The organism is Cupriavidus sp. 05N40, from assembly GCF_056397305.1.
The window spans coordinates 1-18,438 of sequence record NZ_JBFTND010000145.1 but is presented as its reverse complement, the minus strand read 5'-3'; the positions used below and the strand labels follow the sequence as shown (position 1 = coordinate 18,438).

Sequence of the window (18,438 nt, the reverse complement as noted above, 5' to 3'; positions counted from 1 at the left end):
CCCTCGATCTACCGCAAGCAGACCCCCACCCTGCGCGACAAGTACAACTTCACCGACGAAGAAGTCGAGTTCTTCGACCTGCATATCGTCTCCGACGAAATCCACGGCGAGCGCGGCTACCAGATCGTGCTCGAACACGCCGACACGCCCGAGCTCCAGCAGCGCTGCCTGAAGATCTGCGAGATCGGCGCACAGATGCGCCTGCTCTATACCACCGCCCTCTATCACGACTACGTCGCGCAGGAAATCCCGCTGCCCGAACTCGAACTCGCCGCTTGAGGCCAGCAGGGTAAGGCAGGGCGGCCAGGACACGGCTGCATTGGCATCGACGGCCCCGCGCGGGGCCTGACCGGACGAAAGGCTTGTACATCATGGCAGTAGCAAAGACAGACGAATTCGCCAACCACATCAATGGCGAATGGACCAAGAGCGCCAGCGGGCGAACCTTCGACAACGTCAACCCGGCGGACACGGGCGATATCGTCGGCCGGTTCCAGGCCTCGACGGCGGACGACGCCCAGGCCGCGGTAGCCGCGGCCGCGGCGGCGTTCGAGGCGTGGAAGAAGACCCCGATCACCAAGCGCGCCAAGATCCTCAATGGCGCGGCCGATTACCTGGAAGCGCACGCCGACCAGATCGCCGAGGAACTTACGCGCGAGGAAGGCAAGGCGCTCAACCTGAGCAAGGACGAAATCCTGCGCTCGGCGCAGACCATCCGCTTCTATGCCGTGGAAGGGCAGTCGTTCTCGGGCGAGACCTATCCGCAGGACGATCCGGACATGCTGGTCTACAGCCAGCGCGAGCCACTCGGCGTGGTGACGGTGATCTCGCCGTGGAACTTCCCGGTCTCGATCCCCGCGCGCAAGATCGCGCCAGCACTGATCGCCGGTAACACGGTGGTATTCAAGCCCTCGTCGGACGCACCGCTGAGCGGCTACCGGCTGGCGCAGGCGTTTATCGAGGCCGGCCTCCCGAAGGGTGTGCTCAACTTCATCACCGGCCGCGCCGGCGACGTGGGCGCTGCCATCACCGAAGCGCCGGCAGTGCGCGCGATTTCCTTCACGGGATCCACGGCGGCGGGGCAGCATATCCATCGCTCGGTGTCGCTGAGCACGCGCACGCAGATGGAACTCGGCGGCAAGAACCCGCTGATCGTGATGGAAGACGCCGACCTGGACCGCGCGGTGGACCTCACCATCAAGGGCGGCTTCTCGCTGAGCGGCCAGGCCTGCACCGGCACCAGCCGCGTGCTGGTGATGGCATCGGTCAAGGCCGCCTATACCGAGAAGCTGCTGGCCAAGGTCAGGACGCTCAAGATCGGCAGCGGCATGACCCCGGGCATGGACGTCGGCCCGCTGGCCACGCGCAAGCAGCTCGAGACCGTGCTGGGCTATGTCGAGACCGGCAAGGCCGAGGCCACGCACCTGTGCGGCGGCGAGCGCCTGAGCGGCGGCGAATATGACAAGGGCTTCTACGTCGCGCCGGCCATCTTCACCGACGTCACCCAGCAGATGCGCATCGCCCGCGAGGAAATCTTCGGCCCGGTGATCGCCATCATCGAGGTGAGCAGCTACGCGGACGCCATCGCCAAGGCCAACGACACCGAGTACGGCCTGTCCGCCGCCATCGTGACCAGCAATCCGCGCTATGCGCACGATTTCGCCAACGACATCCAGTCGGGCACCGTCAAGATCAACCGCACCACCACCGGCAACCTGATCAATGCGCCGTTCGGCGGGCTCAAGCAGTCCAGCACCTCCACCTTCCGCGAGTCGGGCCGGGCGGGGCTGGAGTTCTATACGCAGATCAAGACCGTGTACCGCGGTTGCTGAGGCATTGCCGAGACAGCAGCGGACCAAATCCATCAAGAAAGAAAGCAGGAGCAGGACATGAGAAAAGCCATCAAGCTGGAACTGAAGGAAGCCCGTCACATGGTGGCGGCCGCGATCCGCAAGTCGGAGGAAATCGGCGTGCTGGAATCGATCTGCGTGGTCGACGACGGCGGTTACCCGCTGGCGCTCGAGCGCATGGACGGCGCCCGCATCACCGGTCCGCAGATCGCCTGGAACAAGGCCTTCACCGCCGCCGGCCACAAGCGCTCCACCCACCTGTTCAACCAGGCGCCCAACGGCCCCGCGCTGCCGGGCAATGAAGCCTTCGGCATCCAGTGGAGCTTCGAGGGCAAGTTCGCGGTGTTCGTGGGCGGCTTCCCGATCGTGGTCAACGGCGAGGTGATCGGCGGCATCGGCCTGAGCGGCGGCAACGGCGAGCAGGACACCGCATGCGGCGTGGCCGCCTTGCAGGCGCTGCAGGAACTGCTGGCCGGCGACGACCTCAAGGTGCTGGTCGAAGCCGACATCAAGAAGTAACCAAGAAGAAGGGCGCGCGTGCCGCGCGCCTTCGCCTTTCACGCATTGCCGAGTCAGCCATGTCTTACCGTATCCATCTCATCGAATCCCAGCAATCGTTCGAAGTCGGCGCCGACGAATCGGTGCTCGACGGCGCCTTGCGCGCCAACGTGCAAATGGCCCACGACTGCCGCTTCGGCGGTTGCGCCACGTGCCGCGTCAGGCTGGTGGAAGGCACGGTGGCCTATGAGGAATACCCCATGAGCCTGACGCCGGAAGAAGAGGGCGAAGGTTTCGCGCTGGCCTGCCAGGCGCGGCCCACCAGCGACCTCGTGATCAGCACCGCGCGCCCCGGCGAGCCTTGCGCAGAACCGGCGCGGCACACCGCGGTGATCCGCAGGATCGAGCCGCTGTGCGCCGACGTGGTGCACCTGACGCTGGAACTGCCGCAGGCCGAGGCCCTTGATTACCGTCCGGGCCAGTACCTGAAGATCTTCACCGGCGACGGCGTGGCGCGCAGCTTCTCGATGGCATCGGTACCCAGGGACCGCACCGTGGACCTGCACGTGCGCCGCATCCCAGGCGGCTACTTCACCGAACGCCTGCTGTCCGGCCTGCGCTCCGACGACCATCTCGACGTGGAACTGCCGCTGGGCGGCTTCTACTTCCGCAAGGACGACTATCGCCCGCTGGTGATGGTGGCCACGGGCACCGGCCTGGCGCCGATCAAGAGCATTCTCGAATCGCTGATGGACGACCCGGACTGCCCGCCCGTGTCGCTCTACTGGGGCATGCGCACCGAGGCCGATCTCTACCTGCACGAAGAGATCCAGCAATGGGGCGCGCGCCTGTACGACTTCCAGTACGTGCCGGTGTTGTCGCGTGCCGGCGAGGGCTGGAGCGGGCGCCGCGGCCACGTGCAGCACGCGGTGGCCGAGGACTTGCCCGATCTCTCGGAACACGCCATCTACCTGTGCGGCTCGCCGGACATGATCCGCGATGCGCGCGAGACCTTCATGGGCCTGGGCGCCAGCGGCGCGCACATCTACGCGGACAGCTTCACCTTCCAGCGCACCTGACATGGACCATTCCGACGGCAGCCTCGGCGCGCGCCATTCGCCGCTGTTCGCGCAGGTGACGGACACCCTGCGCCAGCGCATCGTGGGCGGCGTCTACCGGCAGGGCGACCGGCTGGTGGAGCACGCGCTGTCGGAGGAACTCGGTGTGTCGCGCGTGCCGGTGCGCGAGGCGTTGCGCGCGCTGGCGACCGAAGGGCTGGTGCGCATCGAGCCGCGCCGCGGCGCCTCGGTGGCGCGCCTGTCGGAGCATATGGCCCGCGAGATGGTGGAAGTGCGCGCCACGCTGGAGGGTCTCAATGCCAAGCTGGCCGCGCAGCGGCGCGATCCGCACCTGGTGACGGAGTTGCAGGAAGTACTGCGCCAGGGCGCCGCGGCAGCGCGCGGCGCAGAAGAAGAGCGCCTGCTGGAGCTCAATTTCCGCTTTCACGAAGTGCTGGGCACCATTGCCGCCAACAGTGTGCTGCAGGACATGATGCGCTCGCTGCGCGAGCGTACCGGGCTGGTGTTCGCGCCGGCCCACCGCCTGCGCGCGCAGCAGAACTGGGACGAGCACGCGCAGATCCTGCAGGCGGTCATCGCCGGCGATGCCGACCTCGCCGCGCTGCTGGCCACGCGCCACGTCTACAGCGCGGCGGACGCCGCCACGCCGGTCACGCCTGCCGCGTGGATCAAGGGATGAACAGCTTGTCGATATAGCACCATCGCCACGACTCGCCCGGCTCGAAGGAGCGGACTACCGGATGCTGGGTGGCGAGGAAATGGCGCGAGGCATGCTGGTTGGGCGAGTCGTCGCAGCAGCCCACGTGGCCGCAGCACAGGCAGATACGCAGGTGCACCCATTCGTCGCCGCTGCGCAGGCACTCCTCGCAGCCATTGGAGCTGGGCGTGACGGAATGGCTTAGCGCGAGGTGCGGACACACCGTTGTCATTGCGGAACTCCATCTTTGGCGCTGGCAGCGCGTTGTCACGCCCGCGCCACGCACGGCACATGCGGCCTGCAGTCGGTTCTTCATTGTAGGCGCCGCCACCGCGAAGGAAAGCGCGGCGCGCCTTCGCGCGCGGACCACGCTTCGCCTAGACTCTACGGGTGGGCGCAGCCGTGCCGCTCGCCGCGGCCCCATGCGCGTGAGGGCGCCATCGTGCGTCCGCCGTTTTCCCGACAGGAGGAGAGTGCTCATGACCTGCAAGATTCAGGTGGTCTTCTACAGCATGTACGGACACGTCTACAAAATGGCAGAGGCCGTGGCGGCCGGTGCGCGCGAGGTGGCGGGCGCGGAGGTGGCGCTGCTCCAGGTCCCGGAACTGGTGCCCGACGCCGTGCTGGAAAAGAGCGGTGCCAAGGCCGCTCGCGCAGCGTTTGCCCATGTGCCGATGGCTGACCCCGACAAGCTGGCCGATGCCGACGCGATCCTGTTCGGCACGCCGACCCGCTTCGGCAACATGTGCGCGCAGATGCGCAATTTCCTGGATCAGACCGGCGGCCTGTGGATGAGCGGCAAACTGGTGGGGAAAGTGGGGAGTGTCTTTACCAGCACGGCTACCCAGCACGGCGGACAGGAAACCACGATCACGAGCTTCCACACCACGCTGCTGCACCAGGGCATGGTGATCGTTGGCGTACCTTATGCCGAGGCGCGGCTGCTCGACATGAGCCAGATCACCGGTGGCACGCCGTACGGCGCCTCCACCCTGACCGCCGCGGATGGCTCGCGCCAGCCCAGCGAGAACGAGCTGGCCATTGCTCGCTACCAGGGGCGCCACGTCGCCGGCATCGCCGCGAAGCTGGCCGGGCAATGACCCGCCATCGGCGAAGCCGATGAGTCCGGGGCGATAGCCGCACGGCAGCCACAACGCCCGGGGGCGCATTCACTGCGCCGCCGGTGATCCCGGCTTGCTGCCCGCCAGCACCGTGGCCACGCGCGCGCGCAATCGCGGCAGCAGGTCTTGCGCGAACCAGGGATTGTGCTTGAACCAGCCCTGGTTGCGCGGCGACGGGTGGGGCAGGGGCAGGCAGTGCTGCAATTCGCGCGGCAAATCGCCCGCTCCGCGCGCCGCGAAGTTCGCCACCGTGGCGGTGACGCCATCGCGCGCGCCGGCGCCCAGGAAGCGCCGCTGTGCATATTGGCCCACCAGCAGCGTCAGCTCGATCTGCGGCAGGCACGCCAGCAGCGCATCCATCCATAGCGGAGCGCATTCCTTGCGCGGCGGCAGGTCGCCGCTGGCGCCGCGCCCCGGATAGCACATACCCATCGGGATGATGGCGAGGCGCGCCGGATCGTAGAACACGGTCTTGTCGACCCCCATCCAATCGCGCAGCCGGTCGCCGCTCGGATCGTCCCACGGGATGCCGCTGGCATGCACCCGCGTGCCCGGTGCCTGGCCGACGATCAGGATGCGCGCCGTGGGGGCAGCCTGGACCACCGGGCGCGGGCCCAGCGGAAGGTGGTCGGCGCAGACGCGGCAGGCGCGGACTCTGGACAGCAAGGTGTCGAGATCGGTTTGCGGCGCGGCGGCCGGCAAAATGGTGAGGCGAGGGGATGCCATACAGCCAGGCAGATCGGAAGCAAGAAGGATGGAAGGATAACGCTTCTCGTGGCGAGACAGCCAAACCGGGGCCGGCGAAGGGAATGGCTTGCGGCCCTCTCTCGCGGGCGCGATCACCGCATCAGAAGCGGTGGCGCATTCCGACCCCGAAGCTGTCGCCATGCGACTGGTCGCTCAGCTTGTCGTAGAAATAGGCCACATAGACATCGGTGCGCCTGGACAGGTTGTAGTCATAGGCGACGCCGGCGGTGTTGCGCCTGAAATCCGCCACGTCGTTCCTGGTCTTGTCGTAGGCATACGAGACCAGCACGCTGCCCGCGCCGAGCGGAACCGATGCGCCGACCTGGCCATTGGTGTGCTTGATGTCGCCGGTGGCGTTGCTGACATTGCTCTTGATGTACTGGCCCTGCGCGAACAGCTTGACCACCTTGAAGTCGTAGCTCACGCCGACCTGCACCGCGTTCTGCTTGTCGAAGCCGGCCAGTGCCGCGGGCGAGGTGACGTCGCCGGGGACGCTGTTGAACTTGACCTGCTGGAAGGCCACGGTGGCGCCGAAGTTGCCGTTGAAGTAGAGCACGTTGCCGCCCCACTTGTTCTTGCCGTTGCTGCCGGCCTGCTCGCCGAAGGCGTAGATCGCATTGACAGTGAGACCGCTGAAGTTCGGCGTGGAATACACCAGCGAATTGCTCCAGCCCGAGTCGCCGATGATGCCCGGGTCGTAGACGCGGCCGTTGCTGGCGGAGAAATAGGTGTGGAAGATCGACGGCGCGAAACTATAAGAGTCGACCAGCGGGTTGAACAGGATCGTGGAGAGGAAATAGGGCGTGGTGTTGCGCCCGAGCTTGAGGGTGCCGGCCGCGGTGCTCTGCAGGCCGACGAAGGCGTTGCGGGTAAACAGCGCGTCGCCGTCGAAGCGGCCTTGCTTGCCGGCGTCGGGGCGGAAGAAGCCGTTGAGGTCGAAGATCGCCTTGAGGCCGCTGCCCAGGTCCTCGGCGCCGCGCACGCCCCAGTACGAGGTCTGCATGCCGCCGCTGTTGACGCCGTAGGCACGCTCGCCGCCGCCGGCCTTGCTGCTGCCGACAAAGGCGTGGTTCAGCGCGGTGGAGGCTACGTGCAGTTGCTCGGCGGCCTTGCGGATCGAGCCGTGGCGGGCCACCGCGTCGAGGTAGAGATACAGGCGAGGCGGGTGGAGCATGGCGTGGGCGCCCGGGCGCTGGTGAGATCGATGCGCTCCCACCAGCAAGGATCGTGCGCGCTCGCATGAAGCACTATCCCGGCAGGGCGACCTCGCGGCGCCCCGTGTGCTCAGGGCACGACCGACAGGAACAGGTAGGCCGCCAGCAGCACCAGGTGCACCACGCCTTGCAGCATCGTGGTGCGTCCGGAATGCAGCGTCAGGGTGCTCACAAGCAAGGTCAGGGCCAGCAGCACGGTTTCCGTCGGCCCCAGGCCCAGCGTGAGCGGCTTGCCGACCACGATGAAGACCGCGGCCACGGTGGGGATGGTCAGCCCGATGCTGGCCAGCGCGGAGCCCAGCGCCAGGTTCATGCTGGTCTGCAGGCGGTCGGCGCGCGCGGCGCGCAGCGCTGCCAGGCCTTCCGGCAGTAGTACCAGCGCGGCGATCACGATACCCACCACCGCCGGCGGCGCGCCGGCGCCCGCTACCGCTGCTTCCACCGTCGGCGAGAGCAGCTTGGCCAGCCCGACCACCGCCACCAGGCAGACCAGCAGCATGCCGCCGCTGGCCAGTGCAATGCGCGTGGGCGGGGGCGGAGCGTGCACGCTCTCGTCCGAGTTGCCGGGCACGAGGAAGTAGTCGCGGTGACGCACGGTCTGCACGAAGACGAAGCTGCCGTAGAGCACCAGCGAGGCAATGCCCGCGAACGCCAGTTGCGATTGCGACAGCATCGGCCCTTGCACGGCGCTGGTGTAGTTGGGGAGCACCATGGTGAGCCCCGCCAGCGCGGCCAGCACGGCCAGCGCGGCGGTGGCGCCGGGGGCCTGGAAGGCCTGCTCGCGATGGCGCAGGCCGCCCACCAGCAGGCACAGGCCGACGATGCCGTTGCACACCAGCATGGCCGCGGCAAACACGGTGTCACGCGCCAGGCCGGATTTTTCCGGGCCGGATGACAGCATCACCGAGACGATCAGCGCCACCTCGATCACCGTTACCGCGATGGCCAGCACCAGCGTGCCGAACGGCTCGCCGACCTTGTGCGCCACCACCTCGGCATGGTGGACGGCGGCAAACACCGAGCCGGCCAGGGCTACGGCGGCCAGCAGCAGAAGTATTGCCTGGCCTGGCAAGGCCATGCCCGCGGCCAGGATGCCCCAGGCCGACAGCGGCAGCCAGAGGGTCCAGGCAGGCAGTTTCGTCGAAGTCAAAGTCATCCGTTCTCCCGTTCTTTCTGATGGTTCTATTGGTGGTTCTGATGGTCTTGCGATCGGTGTGCGATCGGTGCGCGACAGAAATTGTGATGAATGTGCCGCAAGTCGCTGCGCCCGATAGTGCACCCGCGGCGCGCTTCCTGGCCGTCGCCACCATTGCGTCCTATTGTGGTTCAGCCTGCGATCGCCGCGCGCCACCAGGCTGCGTGGCGCAGATAAGGCAGTCGGACGGGCGGTTCGGTTCCCGAGAATTCGAATGTATTCGATGGAATTGGCGGTGGATTTGCCGGAATTGCGGTCGTTTTGGCGAATTTTTCGATGCGTCGGGGCTTGGGGGGGACGGCGCGGCCGAGCGCCGCCCGCGCCCGATGCATGGCACGGAGGCTATGCAGTCACCCGGACGGGCCTCGCCCCGTCCCATCACCGGTCCGGCGCAGGCTGGGCCAAAGCGTTTCCACCATGGAGCACACTCATGCAAAAGTACGGATCGGCGAAATGGCAGGGCGGCATCAAGGACGGGCAGGGCAGCATCTCCGCCCAGAGCGGCGTGCTCAAGGACGCACCCTACGGCTTCAAGGCCCGCTTCGAGGGCGGTCCTGGCACCAATCCCGAGGAACTGATCGGGGCGGCCCATGCGGGGTGCTTCTCCATGGCGCTCTCCCTCATCCTCGGCGAGGCCAAGATGGTCGCCGAGAAGATCGAGACCAAGGCCACGGTCACCCTGGACAAGGACGGTGCCGGTTTCACCATTACCGCGGTGCAACTGGACGTGACCGTGCGCGTGCCGGGCGCCGACAAGGCGGCCGTGGAGGGCTGCCTGCAGGCGGCCAAGGCAGGCTGTCCGGTATCGAAGGTGCTCAAGGCGGAAATCAGCATGAACGCCACGGTGGAGACCTGAGCGTGCCAGCCGCGCGGCGCCGGGAGATTCCGCCCCGGCACGCCGGCATCAACTCTCCGGGCATGCCCTGCCTGGCTTCCTATAATGAAATTTCCCTGTCGGACCCCGTCGCGTCGGGGCTTGGCAGTGTGTGCGTTCGCCGGACGGAACGCGTCTCCTATATCCAGACCTATCAAAGATAAGGCAGACATCATGCATAGCAGTGAAGCAGTCCTGACCCAGGCCCGGGCAGCCATTGCCCACGTGCCGTTTCACAGCCATCCCATCCATCCCACCATCCACCTGCGCCTGAGCGACGGCGCGCTGATCCTCGAAGGCGAAGTCCCTGATATTGTCGACAAGTCCCGCGTGGCGACCATGGTGCGCCGCGTCGACGGCGTCCCCGAGGTGATCGACCACCTGCGCATCGCGGCCGAGGGCACGCCGGTGGGCGACGGGGAACTACGCAACTCGATCTGTGTGCGCTTGCTGCAGGCCATCGATTTCCGCAATTGCCGCATCTGCGCACATACCAAGGGCCGGATGGAGCCGGTGCGCGAAGCAGTGGGCGAATCCAGCGGCGAGATCGCCATCGAAGTCAACGACGGCGTGGTGACGTTACGGGGCCACGTGATCAGCCTGTCGCACATGCGCCTGGCCGGCGTGCTGGCATGGTGGTCGCGCGGCTGCCGCTGCGTGATCAACGAGCTGGTGGTGGCGCCGGCCGAGGACGACCGCGACGACGAAGTCACCGAGGCGCTGCGCCTGGTGCTGGAGACGGATCAGTTTGTCGATGCCGACCGCATCCGCGTGCAGACCACCAACCGGGTCGTGACGCTCGAGGGCTATGCCACCAGCGATGCTGCCCGGCGCCAGGCTGAACGCGACGCCTGGTATTTGTACGGGGTGGAGGATGTGGTCAACCGTATCGTCCTGAGCAACTAGCAACTAGCAACTAGCAACCAGCAACCAGCAACCAGCAACCAGCAACCAGCAACCAGCAACCAGCACCGGACACTGGCGGCCGGCGTAGCACTCGCGTGCTACGCCCCGCCCGTGGCGCGCGGCATGTCTTCCACGCGCCAGTAGCGCCGCTGCGCCCGCAGCGCAAAGCGTGCCCGGTAGTTCGACATCGACATCCCCGTGGCCCGCTGGAACAGCCGGCGGAACGCTGCCGCATCGCTGTAGCCGCAGGCTTCGGCCACCGCCTGCGAGCCGTGCAGCGTCACCTCGAGCAAGGTCTTGGCGCGCTCCACGCGCAGCGTATGCAGGTAGTCCAGCGGGGTCATGCCGCTGACCTGGCGGAAGTGCCGCAGCAAGGTGCGCTCGCTCACCGCGGCTGCCTCGGCCACCTGTGCCAGCCGGTAAGGCGCGTCCACGTTGGCCTGCAACCAGCGCATGGCGCGGTAGACCGGGCTGTCGGCGGTACGGCTCATCCAGCGCTGGGACACCAGCTCCGGCGTCAGCTGCTGGCGCTCGGCCTGGTACAGCAGCAGCCGCGAGCACGCCTGCGCGAGGTCGGGGTCGTGCAGGTGGCCCAGCACGCGCAGCATGAACTCCGTCTGCAGCGCCGGCGCCACGCAGCCAAACACGCGCTGGTGCACGCTCATGGGTTCGCTGGCGGAGAAATCGCAGCGCGCGTAGCGCCTGGCCATCCAGCCATGGAACGGCCACGGCGCGCCCATGCGCGCACCGTCCAGCAGGCCGAGCTCGGCGGGGAAGGCGATGCCGCACTCCCCGGCGGCAATCCATCCGCCCGCCTGCGCGTGCCGCTCCAGCAGCCGCAGCGCCGGTCCCGCGCCGCTGACGATTTCTTCGAGGTGCAGCGCATTGCGCGCATGCATGCCAGGTACCACCACCAGCGCGTTGCCATCTTCCGTCCGGCGCCGGCGCCGTGCCGGCTCGAGCCCCAGCGCCGGCAACGGCAGCGCACGGCCCGAGGGACCGACGATCGTCCAGCTCAGGCGAGGCTCCGCATCGGGGCGCTGCAGGCGGGCCACGCCGGCCGCGGTGCGCAGCACGTCGAGCGCGCCGAACAGCATGCCGGGCTTGGCTTGCGGCAGCCATAGCAGGCGCACGTGCAGCGGCGCGGCGCTGCTCACGGGGCTGGCGGTGCTGCCGGCCGGGACGGCCGAAGCGGGTGCGGGGGAGGGTGTCATGGCGGGATCGGCATTCCAAATGGCGGGATTGATCCTACCTTGCCGCGCGCGCAAGGGCTAGCATCGTCGCTCGGCCGGCAACCCGCCCGCCGCCACAACAACGATGCAAACAGGAGACTTCATGCAGCCATCCCTGCGCCGACTCACCCATGCCGCCGCCGCCGTGCTCGCGCTGGCCCTTGGCTCCGCCGGCAGCGCCCGCGCGGCCGACCAGCAACTGCTGGACGGCGCCCGCGCGGCAGAGCCCGCGGTGATCCAGTCGCTCAAGGACATGGTGTCGATCGAGTCAGGCAGCGCCAACGCCGCCGGCCTGGCGCAGATGGCCAGCTTCACCGAAGGCCGCCTCAAGGCACTGGGCGCCACCACCGAGCGCATTGCCGTCACGCGCGGTCCGGGCACCATGGTCAWGGGCACCTTCACCGGCAACGGCCGGCGCCGCATCATGCTGATCGCGCATATGGATACGGTCTACGGGCCCAATACGCTTGCTACCCAGCCGATCAGGCAAGACGGCAACCGCCTGTACGGTCCCGGCATTGCCGACGACAAGGGCGGCATCGCCGTGATCCTGCATTCGCTGGCGCTGCTCAAGGCGGCCGGCTGGCAGGACTATGCGCAGATCACCGTGCTGTTCAATCCCGACGAGGAAGTGGGATCGCCGGGCTCGGGCGACACCATCGCCAGACTGGCCGAACAGCATGACGTGGTGCTTTCCTGCGAGCCCTCGGCCGGGTCCGTGGTCATGAAGGGCCAGCCGCTGCTGCTGGCCTCGGCCGGCGTCGCCACTGCGACGCTCGACGTCAAGGGCCGCGCCGCGCATGCCGGCGCCGCGCCGGAGCTGGGCCGCAACGCGCTCTATGAACTCTCCTACCAGATGCTGCAGACGCGCGACGTGGCCAGGGACGTGCCCGGCGCCGCCCTGGTCTGGACCCGCGCCAGCGCCAACGGCCCCCTCAACCAGATCACCGAGAAGGCCGAAGCCGTGGGCGACGTGCGCCTGACGCAGCCCGGCGCGCTGGAAAAGCTGCAGACCGCGCTGCAGGCCAAGCTGGCCTCCGGCAAGCTCATCCCGGACACGGAAACCACGCTCAGCCTCACGCCGGGCCACCCGCCCTACGTGGCGGACCAGCGCAGCCGCGCGCTGGCGGCACGTGCGCAGGGTATCTACAAGGAGATCGAGCGCGAGCTGACGCTGGTGCCGCAGACCGGCGGCGGCACCGATGCGGGCTACGCCGCCCGCTCGGGCAAGCCCACGGTGCTGGAGAGCTTTGGCCTGGCGGGCTTTGGCTATCACGCGCGCGATGAATATATCGAGATCGACTCGATCGTGCCGCGTCTCTACCTGATGTCCCGCATCTTGCAGGAGATCGGCCGCAACTGATGTGATGCTGTTCGTCTGGGGCATGGTCAGCTTTGCCGTGGTGCCCGCCACCCAGGCGCGCGTGCCCGACAAGGGCACGCGCGCAATGGCCTGACGCGCGCCTGCGGCGCAGCGCGACCCTGCGCGCGCTGCCAGTCTCGCTGTACGATATGCGCAGCCGCTTGCGCCGGTCCTGGCCGGCGAGCGATCCAACGCAACGCTTGCCCACGGCCACGCATGGACTACGCGCATATCCTCCAACGCATCCACCGCGATATCGCGCCCCTGCTCGGCCAGGGCCGGGTGGCGGACTATATCCCCGAGCTGGCCAACGTATCCGCCGGGCATTTCGGCATGGCCCTGGTCTTCGCAGACGGCCGCAGCCATTGCGTGGGCGACGCCGCCGTGCCGTTTTCCATCCAGAGCATCTCCAAGCTGTTCGCCTGCACGCTGGCCTTCCAGCTGCTCGGCGAAGACCTCTGGCAGCGCGTAGGGCGCGAGCCCTCAGGCAACGCCTTCAATTCGCTGGTTCAGCTCGAGTACGAGCAAGGCCTGCCGCGCAATCCCTTCATCAACGCCGGCGCCCTGGTGGTGACGGATGTCTTGTGCAGCCGCTTCGTACAGGCCGAGACCGCACTGGTTCAGTTCCTGCGCCGCCTCAGCGGCAATCCCGCGATCGACTACGACACGCGCGTGGCGCAGTCCGAAGCCGGCCACGCCGAGCGCAACCGCGCCATGGCCTACTTCATGAAGAGCTTCGGCCGGCTCGAGATGCCGGTCGACAAGGTCATCGAGGCCTACTGCCGGCAATGCGCCATCGCCATGAGCTGCGAAGACCTCGCCCGTGCCGCGCTGTTCCTCGCCCACGGCGGGGTGGTGCCATGGAGCGGCGAGCGCATCCTCGGTGCCAGTCCCACCAAGCGGCTCTCGGCCCTGATGCTGACCTGCGGTACCTACGATGCTGCCGGCGATTTCGTCTACCGCGTCGGCCTGCCCGCCAAGAGCGGCGTCGGCGGCGGCATTGTTGCTGTCCTGCCACACCGTTGGGCTGTTTGTGTGTGGTCGCCGGGCCTGGACCACAGCGGCAACTCGCTGGCCGGGGTGCAGGCGCTGGAATGGCTGACAACGCTCAGCGGGCACTCTATCTTTTGATACGATGGCGGATAGATCCCTGCGTCGGCCCGTGGATGATGCGCAAGCGTCACCGGTCGCGCGCCGCGCCGGGATCGCCCCTATAAGAACGGAGACAGTCATGCCATATGAGATTGCCTGGAAGAAGCGTGTGTTCGAGACACACGAGGTGCAGGTGCTGGTGCGCGCCAAGACGCCCAGCGCATGGGACTACACGGTGCGCGTGTGCCGGCCCGGCACCAATATCCGGGCCGCGAGCACCCTGGTGGAATCAGCGAAACCCGCCGAGCAGTATTCCACGCCCGAGGCGGCGGAGGCCGCGGGGTTCGTGCACGGAAAGGAGATGGCAGAGCGCCTGCCTTAGCATCCGGCGGGTCAGGAACACGTGTGTTCCGCCATGCAGGTCGTCACGCTGTAGACGACCTCGCGGTCCGCGGAGCACTGCGTCGCCGGCGTGCGTCTGCGCGCGGATCGGAAAGGTTCATGCCTGGCCGCGCCGGTAGACCGCCAGCACGCCCGCCAGGGCGATCAGCGTCGCACCCGAGACGCGGTTCAGCCAGCGCATGCCGCTTTCCCGGAAGGCGTGCATCACGCGCGCCCCAAGGATGGCGTAGACCAGCATCGCCAGCAGGTTCAGCAGGGCGAGCACCGCCATGATCAGCGCGTACTGCGGCAGCAGCGGGGCGCCGGTGTCGATGAACTGCGGCAGGAAGGCGGACATGAACAGCAGGGCCTTGGGATTGGTTGCCGCCACCAGGAAGYAGCGCGTGAACAGTTCGCGGGCGGGAGCGCTTTCGCGCGCGCCGCGGATGCCAAGCTCGCCGGCGTCGGCCGGGACGGCGCCAACCCTGGCGCGCAACAGCTTCCATCCCACATAGGCCAGGTAGGCGGCGCCGATCCACTTGAGCGCGCGGAAGGCGACCTCCGAGGCGGCAATCACCGCCCCCAGGCCGGCCGCGGCGGTGGCCACCAGCAGCATGTCGGCGCAGACCGCGCCGGCCATGCCCCAGCAGGCCGCGCGCACGCCGAAGCGCGAGCCGTTGCTCAGTGCCAGCAGGACGGTGGGCCCGGGCGTGGCGATAGTGACGGCAGAGGCCAGCAGGAACAGGAGCAGCGTTGAGTGCGTCATGGCGGTTTCCGAAAGATGCCGAAGGGCGCGAATGCGAGGCGAATGCGGTGCGTATGCGGCAGGGTGCGAACTGGCGCCAGCCATTCTAGCGCCAGCGCATGCCGCTGCTATTTCTCCGCCATCCAGCGCGCCACGGCCTGCACGACCTGCGGCTCGATGCCGTTGAAGCCGTGGTAAGCCATGGCCTCGCAGGGATCGCCCACATTGTTGCCGCCGTCGAACTTGATCAGGCCGGCCTTGGGCGTCTTGGCCAGCTTGTCCATCAGGCCCTGTACGTCGGCGAACGGGCAGAGCTTGCAGCCGTCCTGCTCGTGGTGGACGACCAGCACCGGCATCTTGAGCTTGTCAAGCTCCATGGCGGGCACGGGGCGGCCGCGCTCTTCGCGCAGGATGGTGGACGTGAGCACGATGCCGTCGGGGCCGCCGCCGTCCGCCAGCCGGATAGCGATGGCAGCGACGGATTGCGTGCCGCGGCTGGTGCCGACCAGCCAGACCGGCACGTTGGCGTGGTTGCGCATCCAGGCGATCACGGCCCTGGCGTCCTGCGCGTGCTCGGCGCTCTGCCGGAAGCCGTTGAGGAAGGGCGGCACCAGGTGGTCGCTCGGCGCGTCGACCACGGCCACGGCGAGGCCGTTGTCCACGAACAGTTGCCGCGCGCGCACCAGGAAGTTGTTGGCGCCCCAGCCGAAACTGCCGCCGGGCGCGATGCGCAGGCCGCCGTGGCCGCCCGCGTAGAGGATGACTGCCGCCCTGGGCTGCGCGGGCGCGAGGTAGAGCAGGCGCTGCGTGATGCCGGGCCTGGTGGGGATGTCGACCACCTCGGGCGCGCTTTGCGCGTGCGCCGGCCGGACGGCCAGCCAAAGCGCGGCGAGCACCAAGGCGGACAGTAGCGCGGCGGCGTGCAGGCGGGCGAGTCCGGACGCTGGGCGATTCGGCATGGTTGTCTCCGTGGGTGGCAAGGCCCGGCGTTTGTTCTGGGGGGCCAGGCGCGCCGCATCAAGATAGCATCGCCGCGCGCGCCCACCAAGCCCGGCCGGCGTGGCTCACGCCACCGCGCTGATCCGGTACACGCAGCGACGCGCGTTGCTCAGCAGATGCTCCTCGCGGCTGACCGTGGCCCCCGTGCCGATGACTTCGCGGAAGATCTGGAGTTCGGCGCGGCAGAAGCCCTGGCACGCCTGCGCCGCCGCGCAGATGGGGCAGTGGTCTTCGATCAGCAGCCAGTCGTCGCCGTCGCGCTCGACCCTTGCCATATAGCCTTCGTGGCGGCGCAACCCCGCCAGCGTTTCCAGCCGTTGTTCGAGTTGCTCCTGGCCAGTTACCGCCAGCAGGTATTGCTCGCGGGTTTCGGCTTCGCGCCTGGCGATGAGCTGCTCCATGCCGGCTTCGCCGAACAGCGCCCGCACCGACCCGATCAGCTGGATGGTGAGCTGCGCATGGCTGTCGGGAAAGCGGCCGTGGCCGCTGGCGGTGAGGGCCCAGTCCTGACGCGGCCGGCCGGCGCCGGCGCCCTGTTGCTGGCGGCCTTCGATCAATCCGGCGGCCAGCAGCTTCTGCACCTGCTGCCTGGCGGCCTCGGCAGTGCCGCCGAGCGCCTGCGCGATCTGCGTGGTGGAGGCCGGCCCCTTGGTCTTGAGCAGGAACAGGATGCGATCACCCGGAGGCCCGTCATGGTTATCCAAGTTTTCTATTGCGTAATTCATGGTGGCGCCCTAATATCCAAAAACTTTCTTGGATATTAGGGTAGCCAGTGGGCTTTGTCGAGCCTGGCGCCCGCCCACCTGGCGCGAGCGCGCCTTTTCGCCACGACCTTTTCGCTGCAACCCTTCGCTACGAGGATCCAGTCCTATGCAAGCCACCAGTACAGCCGACCTGCCACGCCGGCTCACCATGCTCAATCCGATCGGCCTGTACGATCCCGGCGCCAATGGCTATTCCCACGTTGCGATGATTCCGCCGGGCGCCGGCCTCATTTGCGTGGCCGGGCAGGGCGGTGAACGGGCGGACGGCAGCTTGCCCGACAGTTTCGACGCGCAGGTGCGCCAGGCGCTGGACAACCTGCGCGTGGCGCTGGCGGCGGCGGGCGCGCAACTGCGCCAGGTGGCCAGGCTGACCGTGCTGGTGGTGGATCACAGCGAGGCGCGCCTGGCGGTGTTGTCCCGTGAGCTGGGCCGGGCCTGGGGCGAGGCGCCCAAGCCGGCCTGCACGCTGATCCCGGTGCCGCGGCTGGCGCTGGACGGCATGCTGTTCGAGATCGAGGCGCTGGCGGTGGCGCAGGCCCCGCATGCCGCCTAGCGTGAAGGCACCGGCCTGTTCAGGCAGCCAGCTTGGGCGGCTGCGGCTGGCGCGGCTGCGCGGACTGGCCGTCGCCGAAGTGCGGATGGCGCGCGAACAGGTCTGCCGCCCAGTTGACGAACACGCGCACCTTGGCCGACAGATGGCGGTTCTGCGGATACATGGCGGAGATGGGCAGGGAGTCCGTCGGCCAGTCGGCCAGCACTTCGACCAGCCGGCCGCTTTCCACGTAAGGCTGCGCCATCACGCGCGATATGCGCGCCAGGCCGTGGCCTTCGAGCGCGCAGGCCAGGTAGACGTCGGCATCGTTGGTGGAAATGGCCGATGGCAGCAGCATTTCGGTGCGCTTGTCGCCTTGCCCCATCGGCCACGGCATCTCCCGGCCGGTGCGGTTGGACAGATAGTTCACCGCCTTGTGCTGCGTCAGGTCGCTGGGCTGCGCGGGGGTGCCGTTGCGCTTGAGGTAGAGCGGCGAGCCGTAGAAGCCCAGGCGCAGCTGGCCGATGCGGCGCGCCACCATGGTTTCGTCCACGGGGTCGCCCACGCGCAGCACCACGTCGACGCCTTCCTTGAGCAGGTCGATGGGCTTGCCGTTGATGGTCAGCTCCATCTTCAGTTCGGGGTAGGCGGCAAAGAACTCGTGCAGCCTGGGTATCAGCACCATCTGGGCGAGGCCCGCGGTGGTGTCCACGGCCAGCGTGCCGCGCGGTGTGTTGTTCTGGTGGGTCAGCGACTGCTCGGCCTCTTCCACGTCGGCCAGGATCCGCACGCAGCGCTCGTAATATGCGGYGCCGTCGGTGGTGACGCTGATGCGCCGGGTGGTCCGGTGCAGCAGCTTGACGCCCAGGTGCGTCTCCAGGTTCTGGATSAGCCGGGTGAGCGTKGCCTTGGGSAGGTCCAGMGAYTCSGCCGCCCGCGCAAAGCTGCCSACATCCACSACGCGGGTGAATGCCTGCATCGATACRAGACGATCCATGTTCACTCCCCGGAATAAGGAATCAGGCAGGTCCGGCAGGCCGGGCGCGCACTCGCGTGAAGTGCCGCCGGGCCTGGCACAGGGCGGATTGGGCGCTGGGCGTGGCTGCGGAAGTGCGGGAGTGGATCACAAATCGCATGACCTTGTGATGA

General features: G+C 68.0%; 21 protein-coding genes. 12 read left to right on the top strand and 9 right to left on the bottom strand.

Going from position 1 to position 18,438, the window contains the following annotated elements; translation table 11 throughout:
• The 5 genes from AC1DO7_RS27940 to AC1DO7_RS27920 form a co-directional block, all read left to right on the top strand.
• A partial coding sequence (locus AC1DO7_RS27940; RefSeq protein ID WP_477116811.1) for an iron-containing redox enzyme family protein occupies window positions 1-279 on the top strand: 279 nt, incomplete at its 5' end.
• A 92-nt stretch (window positions 280-371) separates the two neighbouring features.
• Entirely contained in the window at window positions 372-1,832 is a 1,461-nt protein-coding gene (locus AC1DO7_RS27935) for an aldehyde dehydrogenase family protein (protein WP_441618938.1), read from the top strand.
• A gap of 57 nt (window positions 1,833-1,889) precedes the next feature.
• Window positions 1,890-2,369 carry a GlcG/HbpS family heme-binding protein gene (locus AC1DO7_RS27930; protein ID WP_441618940.1) on the top strand — a complete coding sequence of 160 codons (480 nt, stop codon included), beginning with the start codon at window positions 1,890-1,892 and terminating at the stop codon, window positions 2,367-2,369.
• A 59-nt stretch (window positions 2,370-2,428) separates the two neighbouring features.
• Window positions 2,429-3,427, top strand: coding sequence for a 2Fe-2S iron-sulfur cluster-binding protein (locus AC1DO7_RS27925; protein WP_441618942.1), 999 nt, complete (start codon window positions 2,429-2,431; stop codon window positions 3,425-3,427).
• A gap of 1 nt (window position 3,428) precedes the next feature.
• Complete coding sequence (locus AC1DO7_RS27920; protein ID WP_441618944.1) at window positions 3,429-4,106, top strand: GntR family transcriptional regulator; 678 nt, start codon at window positions 3,429-3,431, stop codon at window positions 4,104-4,106.
• On the opposite strand, the gene AC1DO7_RS27915 is transcribed toward AC1DO7_RS27920, so the two are convergent.
• On the bottom strand, window positions 4,096-4,356 hold the full coding sequence (locus tag AC1DO7_RS27915) for a UBP-type zinc finger domain-containing protein (RefSeq protein ID WP_441618946.1): 261 nt from the start codon (window positions 4,354-4,356) through the stop codon (window positions 4,096-4,098). The two genes, AC1DO7_RS27920 and AC1DO7_RS27915, sit on opposite strands and share 11 nt — an antisense overlap.
• Window positions 4,357-4,603: 247 nt before the next feature.
• Here AC1DO7_RS27915 and wrbA point away from each other — a divergent pair, with 247 nt between their 5' ends.
• A complete protein-coding gene (gene wrbA, locus AC1DO7_RS27910) occupies window positions 4,604-5,224 on the top strand; it encodes an NAD(P)H:quinone oxidoreductase (protein WP_441618948.1) in 621 nt (206 codons plus the stop codon).
• 69 nt (window positions 5,225-5,293) lie between these two features.
• Here the strand turns inward: wrbA and AC1DO7_RS27905 are convergent, their stop codons facing one another.
• From AC1DO7_RS27905 to AC1DO7_RS27895, 3 genes are all read right to left on the bottom strand, one after another.
• Window positions 5,294-5,971, bottom strand: coding sequence for a uracil-DNA glycosylase family protein (locus AC1DO7_RS27905; protein WP_441649815.1), 678 nt, complete (start codon window positions 5,969-5,971; stop codon window positions 5,294-5,296).
• 121 nt (window positions 5,972-6,092) lie between these two features.
• Window positions 6,093-7,166: a porin gene (locus tag AC1DO7_RS27900; RefSeq protein WP_441618952.1), complete on the bottom strand. Its 1,074-nt coding sequence runs from the start codon at window positions 7,164-7,166 to the stop codon at window positions 6,093-6,095.
• 110 nt (window positions 7,167-7,276) lie between these two features.
• A complete protein-coding gene (locus tag AC1DO7_RS27895) occupies window positions 7,277-8,362 on the bottom strand; it encodes a calcium:cation antiporter (RefSeq protein ID WP_441618954.1) in 1,086 nt (361 codons plus the stop codon).
• Window positions 8,363-8,831: 469 nt separating this feature from the next.
• On the opposite strand from AC1DO7_RS27895, the gene AC1DO7_RS27890 reads away from it, so the two are divergent.
• Together AC1DO7_RS27890 and AC1DO7_RS27885 are read left to right on the top strand one after the other, a co-directional pair.
• Window positions 8,832-9,257 (top strand): OsmC family protein, encoded by a 426-nt coding sequence (locus AC1DO7_RS27890; protein WP_441618956.1) that lies wholly within the window; start codon window positions 8,832-8,834, stop codon window positions 9,255-9,257.
• A 192-nt stretch (window positions 9,258-9,449) separates the two neighbouring features.
• Window positions 9,450-10,181: a BON domain-containing protein gene (locus AC1DO7_RS27885; RefSeq protein ID WP_441618958.1), complete on the top strand. Its 732-nt coding sequence runs from the start codon at window positions 9,450-9,452 to the stop codon at window positions 10,179-10,181.
• A gap of 98 nt (window positions 10,182-10,279) precedes the next feature.
• Here the strand turns inward: AC1DO7_RS27885 and AC1DO7_RS27880 are convergent, their stop codons facing one another.
• Window positions 10,280-11,395, bottom strand: a complete 1,116-nt coding sequence (locus AC1DO7_RS27880; protein WP_441618960.1) for a GlxA family transcriptional regulator — start codon at window positions 11,393-11,395, stop codon at window positions 10,280-10,282.
• A 121-nt stretch (window positions 11,396-11,516) separates the two neighbouring features.
• Here AC1DO7_RS27880 and AC1DO7_RS27875 point away from each other — a divergent pair, with 121 nt between their 5' ends.
• From AC1DO7_RS27875 to AC1DO7_RS27865, 3 genes are all read left to right on the top strand, one after another.
• Window positions 11,517-12,776, top strand: coding sequence for a glutamate carboxypeptidase (locus AC1DO7_RS27875; protein WP_477116810.1), 1,260 nt, complete (start codon window positions 11,517-11,519; stop codon window positions 12,774-12,776).
• Between the two features lie 216 nt (window positions 12,777-12,992).
• A complete protein-coding gene (locus tag AC1DO7_RS27870) occupies window positions 12,993-13,907 on the top strand; it encodes a glutaminase (protein WP_441618964.1) in 915 nt (304 codons plus the stop codon).
• Window positions 13,908-14,007: 100 nt separating this feature from the next.
• The gene (locus AC1DO7_RS27865) at window positions 14,008-14,250 is read left to right on the top strand and encodes a hypothetical protein (protein WP_441618966.1); all 243 of its coding nucleotides are present in this window, start codon (window positions 14,008-14,010) and stop codon (window positions 14,248-14,250) included.
• Between the two features lie 117 nt (window positions 14,251-14,367).
• Here the strand turns inward: AC1DO7_RS27865 and AC1DO7_RS27860 are convergent, their stop codons facing one another.
• From AC1DO7_RS27860 to AC1DO7_RS27850, 3 genes are all read right to left on the bottom strand, one after another.
• On the bottom strand, window positions 14,368-15,015 hold the full coding sequence (locus AC1DO7_RS27860; protein ID WP_477116809.1) for a LysE family translocator: 648 nt from the start codon (window positions 15,013-15,015) through the stop codon (window positions 14,368-14,370).
• A gap of 107 nt (window positions 15,016-15,122) precedes the next feature.
• Window positions 15,123-15,953: an alpha/beta hydrolase family protein gene (locus AC1DO7_RS27855; protein ID WP_441618970.1), complete on the bottom strand. Its 831-nt coding sequence runs from the start codon at window positions 15,951-15,953 to the stop codon at window positions 15,123-15,125.
• Between the two features lie 105 nt (window positions 15,954-16,058).
• A complete protein-coding gene (locus AC1DO7_RS27850) occupies window positions 16,059-16,718 on the bottom strand; it encodes a helix-turn-helix transcriptional regulator (RefSeq protein WP_441618972.1) in 660 nt (219 codons plus the stop codon).
• Window positions 16,719-16,863: 145 nt separating this feature from the next.
• On the opposite strand from AC1DO7_RS27850, the gene AC1DO7_RS27845 reads away from it, so the two are divergent.
• On the top strand, window positions 16,864-17,310 hold the full coding sequence (locus AC1DO7_RS27845; RefSeq protein ID WP_441618974.1) for a RidA family protein: 447 nt from the start codon (window positions 16,864-16,866) through the stop codon (window positions 17,308-17,310).
• A gap of 19 nt (window positions 17,311-17,329) precedes the next feature.
• Here AC1DO7_RS27845 and AC1DO7_RS27840 read toward each other — a convergent pair whose 3' ends face one another.
• Window positions 17,330-18,286 (bottom strand): LysR family transcriptional regulator, encoded by a 957-nt coding sequence (locus AC1DO7_RS27840; RefSeq protein WP_477116808.1) that lies wholly within the window; start codon window positions 18,284-18,286, stop codon window positions 17,330-17,332.
• Window positions 18,287-18,438: the final 152 nt, after the last annotated feature.

Excerpts from the sequence above, each read along its gene's own strand:
- AC1DO7_RS27935 (WP_441618938.1), top strand. The coding sequence starts at position 372 with ATGGCAGTAGCAAAGACAGACGAATTCGCCAACCACATCAATGGCGAA.
- AC1DO7_RS27930 (WP_441618940.1), top strand. The coding sequence starts at position 1,890 with ATGAGAAAAGCCATCAAGCTGGAACTGAAGGAAGCCCGTCACATGGTG.
- AC1DO7_RS27925 (WP_441618942.1), top strand. The coding sequence starts at position 2,429 with ATGTCTTACCGTATCCATCTCATCGAATCCCAGCAATCGTTCGAAGTC.
- AC1DO7_RS27920 (WP_441618944.1), top strand. The coding sequence starts at position 3,429 with ATGGACCATTCCGACGGCAGCCTCGGCGCGCGCCATTCGCCGCTGTTC.
- AC1DO7_RS27915 (WP_441618946.1), bottom strand. The coding sequence starts at position 4,356 with ATGACAACGGTGTGTCCGCACCTCGCGCTAAGCCATTCCGTCACGCCC.
- wrbA (WP_441618948.1), top strand. The coding sequence starts at position 4,604 with ATGACCTGCAAGATTCAGGTGGTCTTCTACAGCATGTACGGACACGTC.
- AC1DO7_RS27905 (WP_441649815.1), bottom strand. The coding sequence starts at position 5,971 with ATGGCATCCCCTCGCCTCACCATTTTGCCGGCCGCCGCGCCGCAAACC.
- AC1DO7_RS27900 (WP_441618952.1), bottom strand. The coding sequence starts at position 7,166 with ATGCTCCACCCGCCTCGCCTGTATCTCTACCTCGACGCGGTGGCCCGC.
- AC1DO7_RS27895 (WP_441618954.1), bottom strand. The coding sequence starts at position 8,362 with ATGACTTTGACTTCGACGAAACTGCCTGCCTGGACCCTCTGGCTGCCG.
- AC1DO7_RS27890 (WP_441618956.1), top strand. The coding sequence starts at position 8,832 with ATGCAAAAGTACGGATCGGCGAAATGGCAGGGCGGCATCAAGGACGGG.
- AC1DO7_RS27885 (WP_441618958.1), top strand. The coding sequence starts at position 9,450 with ATGCATAGCAGTGAAGCAGTCCTGACCCAGGCCCGGGCAGCCATTGCC.
- AC1DO7_RS27880 (WP_441618960.1), bottom strand. The coding sequence starts at position 11,395 with ATGACACCCTCCCCCGCACCCGCTTCGGCCGTCCCGGCCGGCAGCACC.
- AC1DO7_RS27870 (WP_441618964.1), top strand. The coding sequence starts at position 12,993 with ATGGACTACGCGCATATCCTCCAACGCATCCACCGCGATATCGCGCCC.
- AC1DO7_RS27865 (WP_441618966.1), top strand. The coding sequence starts at position 14,008 with ATGCCATATGAGATTGCCTGGAAGAAGCGTGTGTTCGAGACACACGAG.
- AC1DO7_RS27855 (WP_441618970.1), bottom strand. The coding sequence starts at position 15,953 with ATGCCGAATCGCCCAGCGTCCGGACTCGCCCGCCTGCACGCCGCCGCG.
- AC1DO7_RS27850 (WP_441618972.1), bottom strand. The coding sequence starts at position 16,718 with ATGAATTACGCAATAGAAAACTTGGATAACCATGACGGGCCTCCGGGT.
- AC1DO7_RS27845 (WP_441618974.1), top strand. The coding sequence starts at position 16,864 with ATGCAAGCCACCAGTACAGCCGACCTGCCACGCCGGCTCACCATGCTC.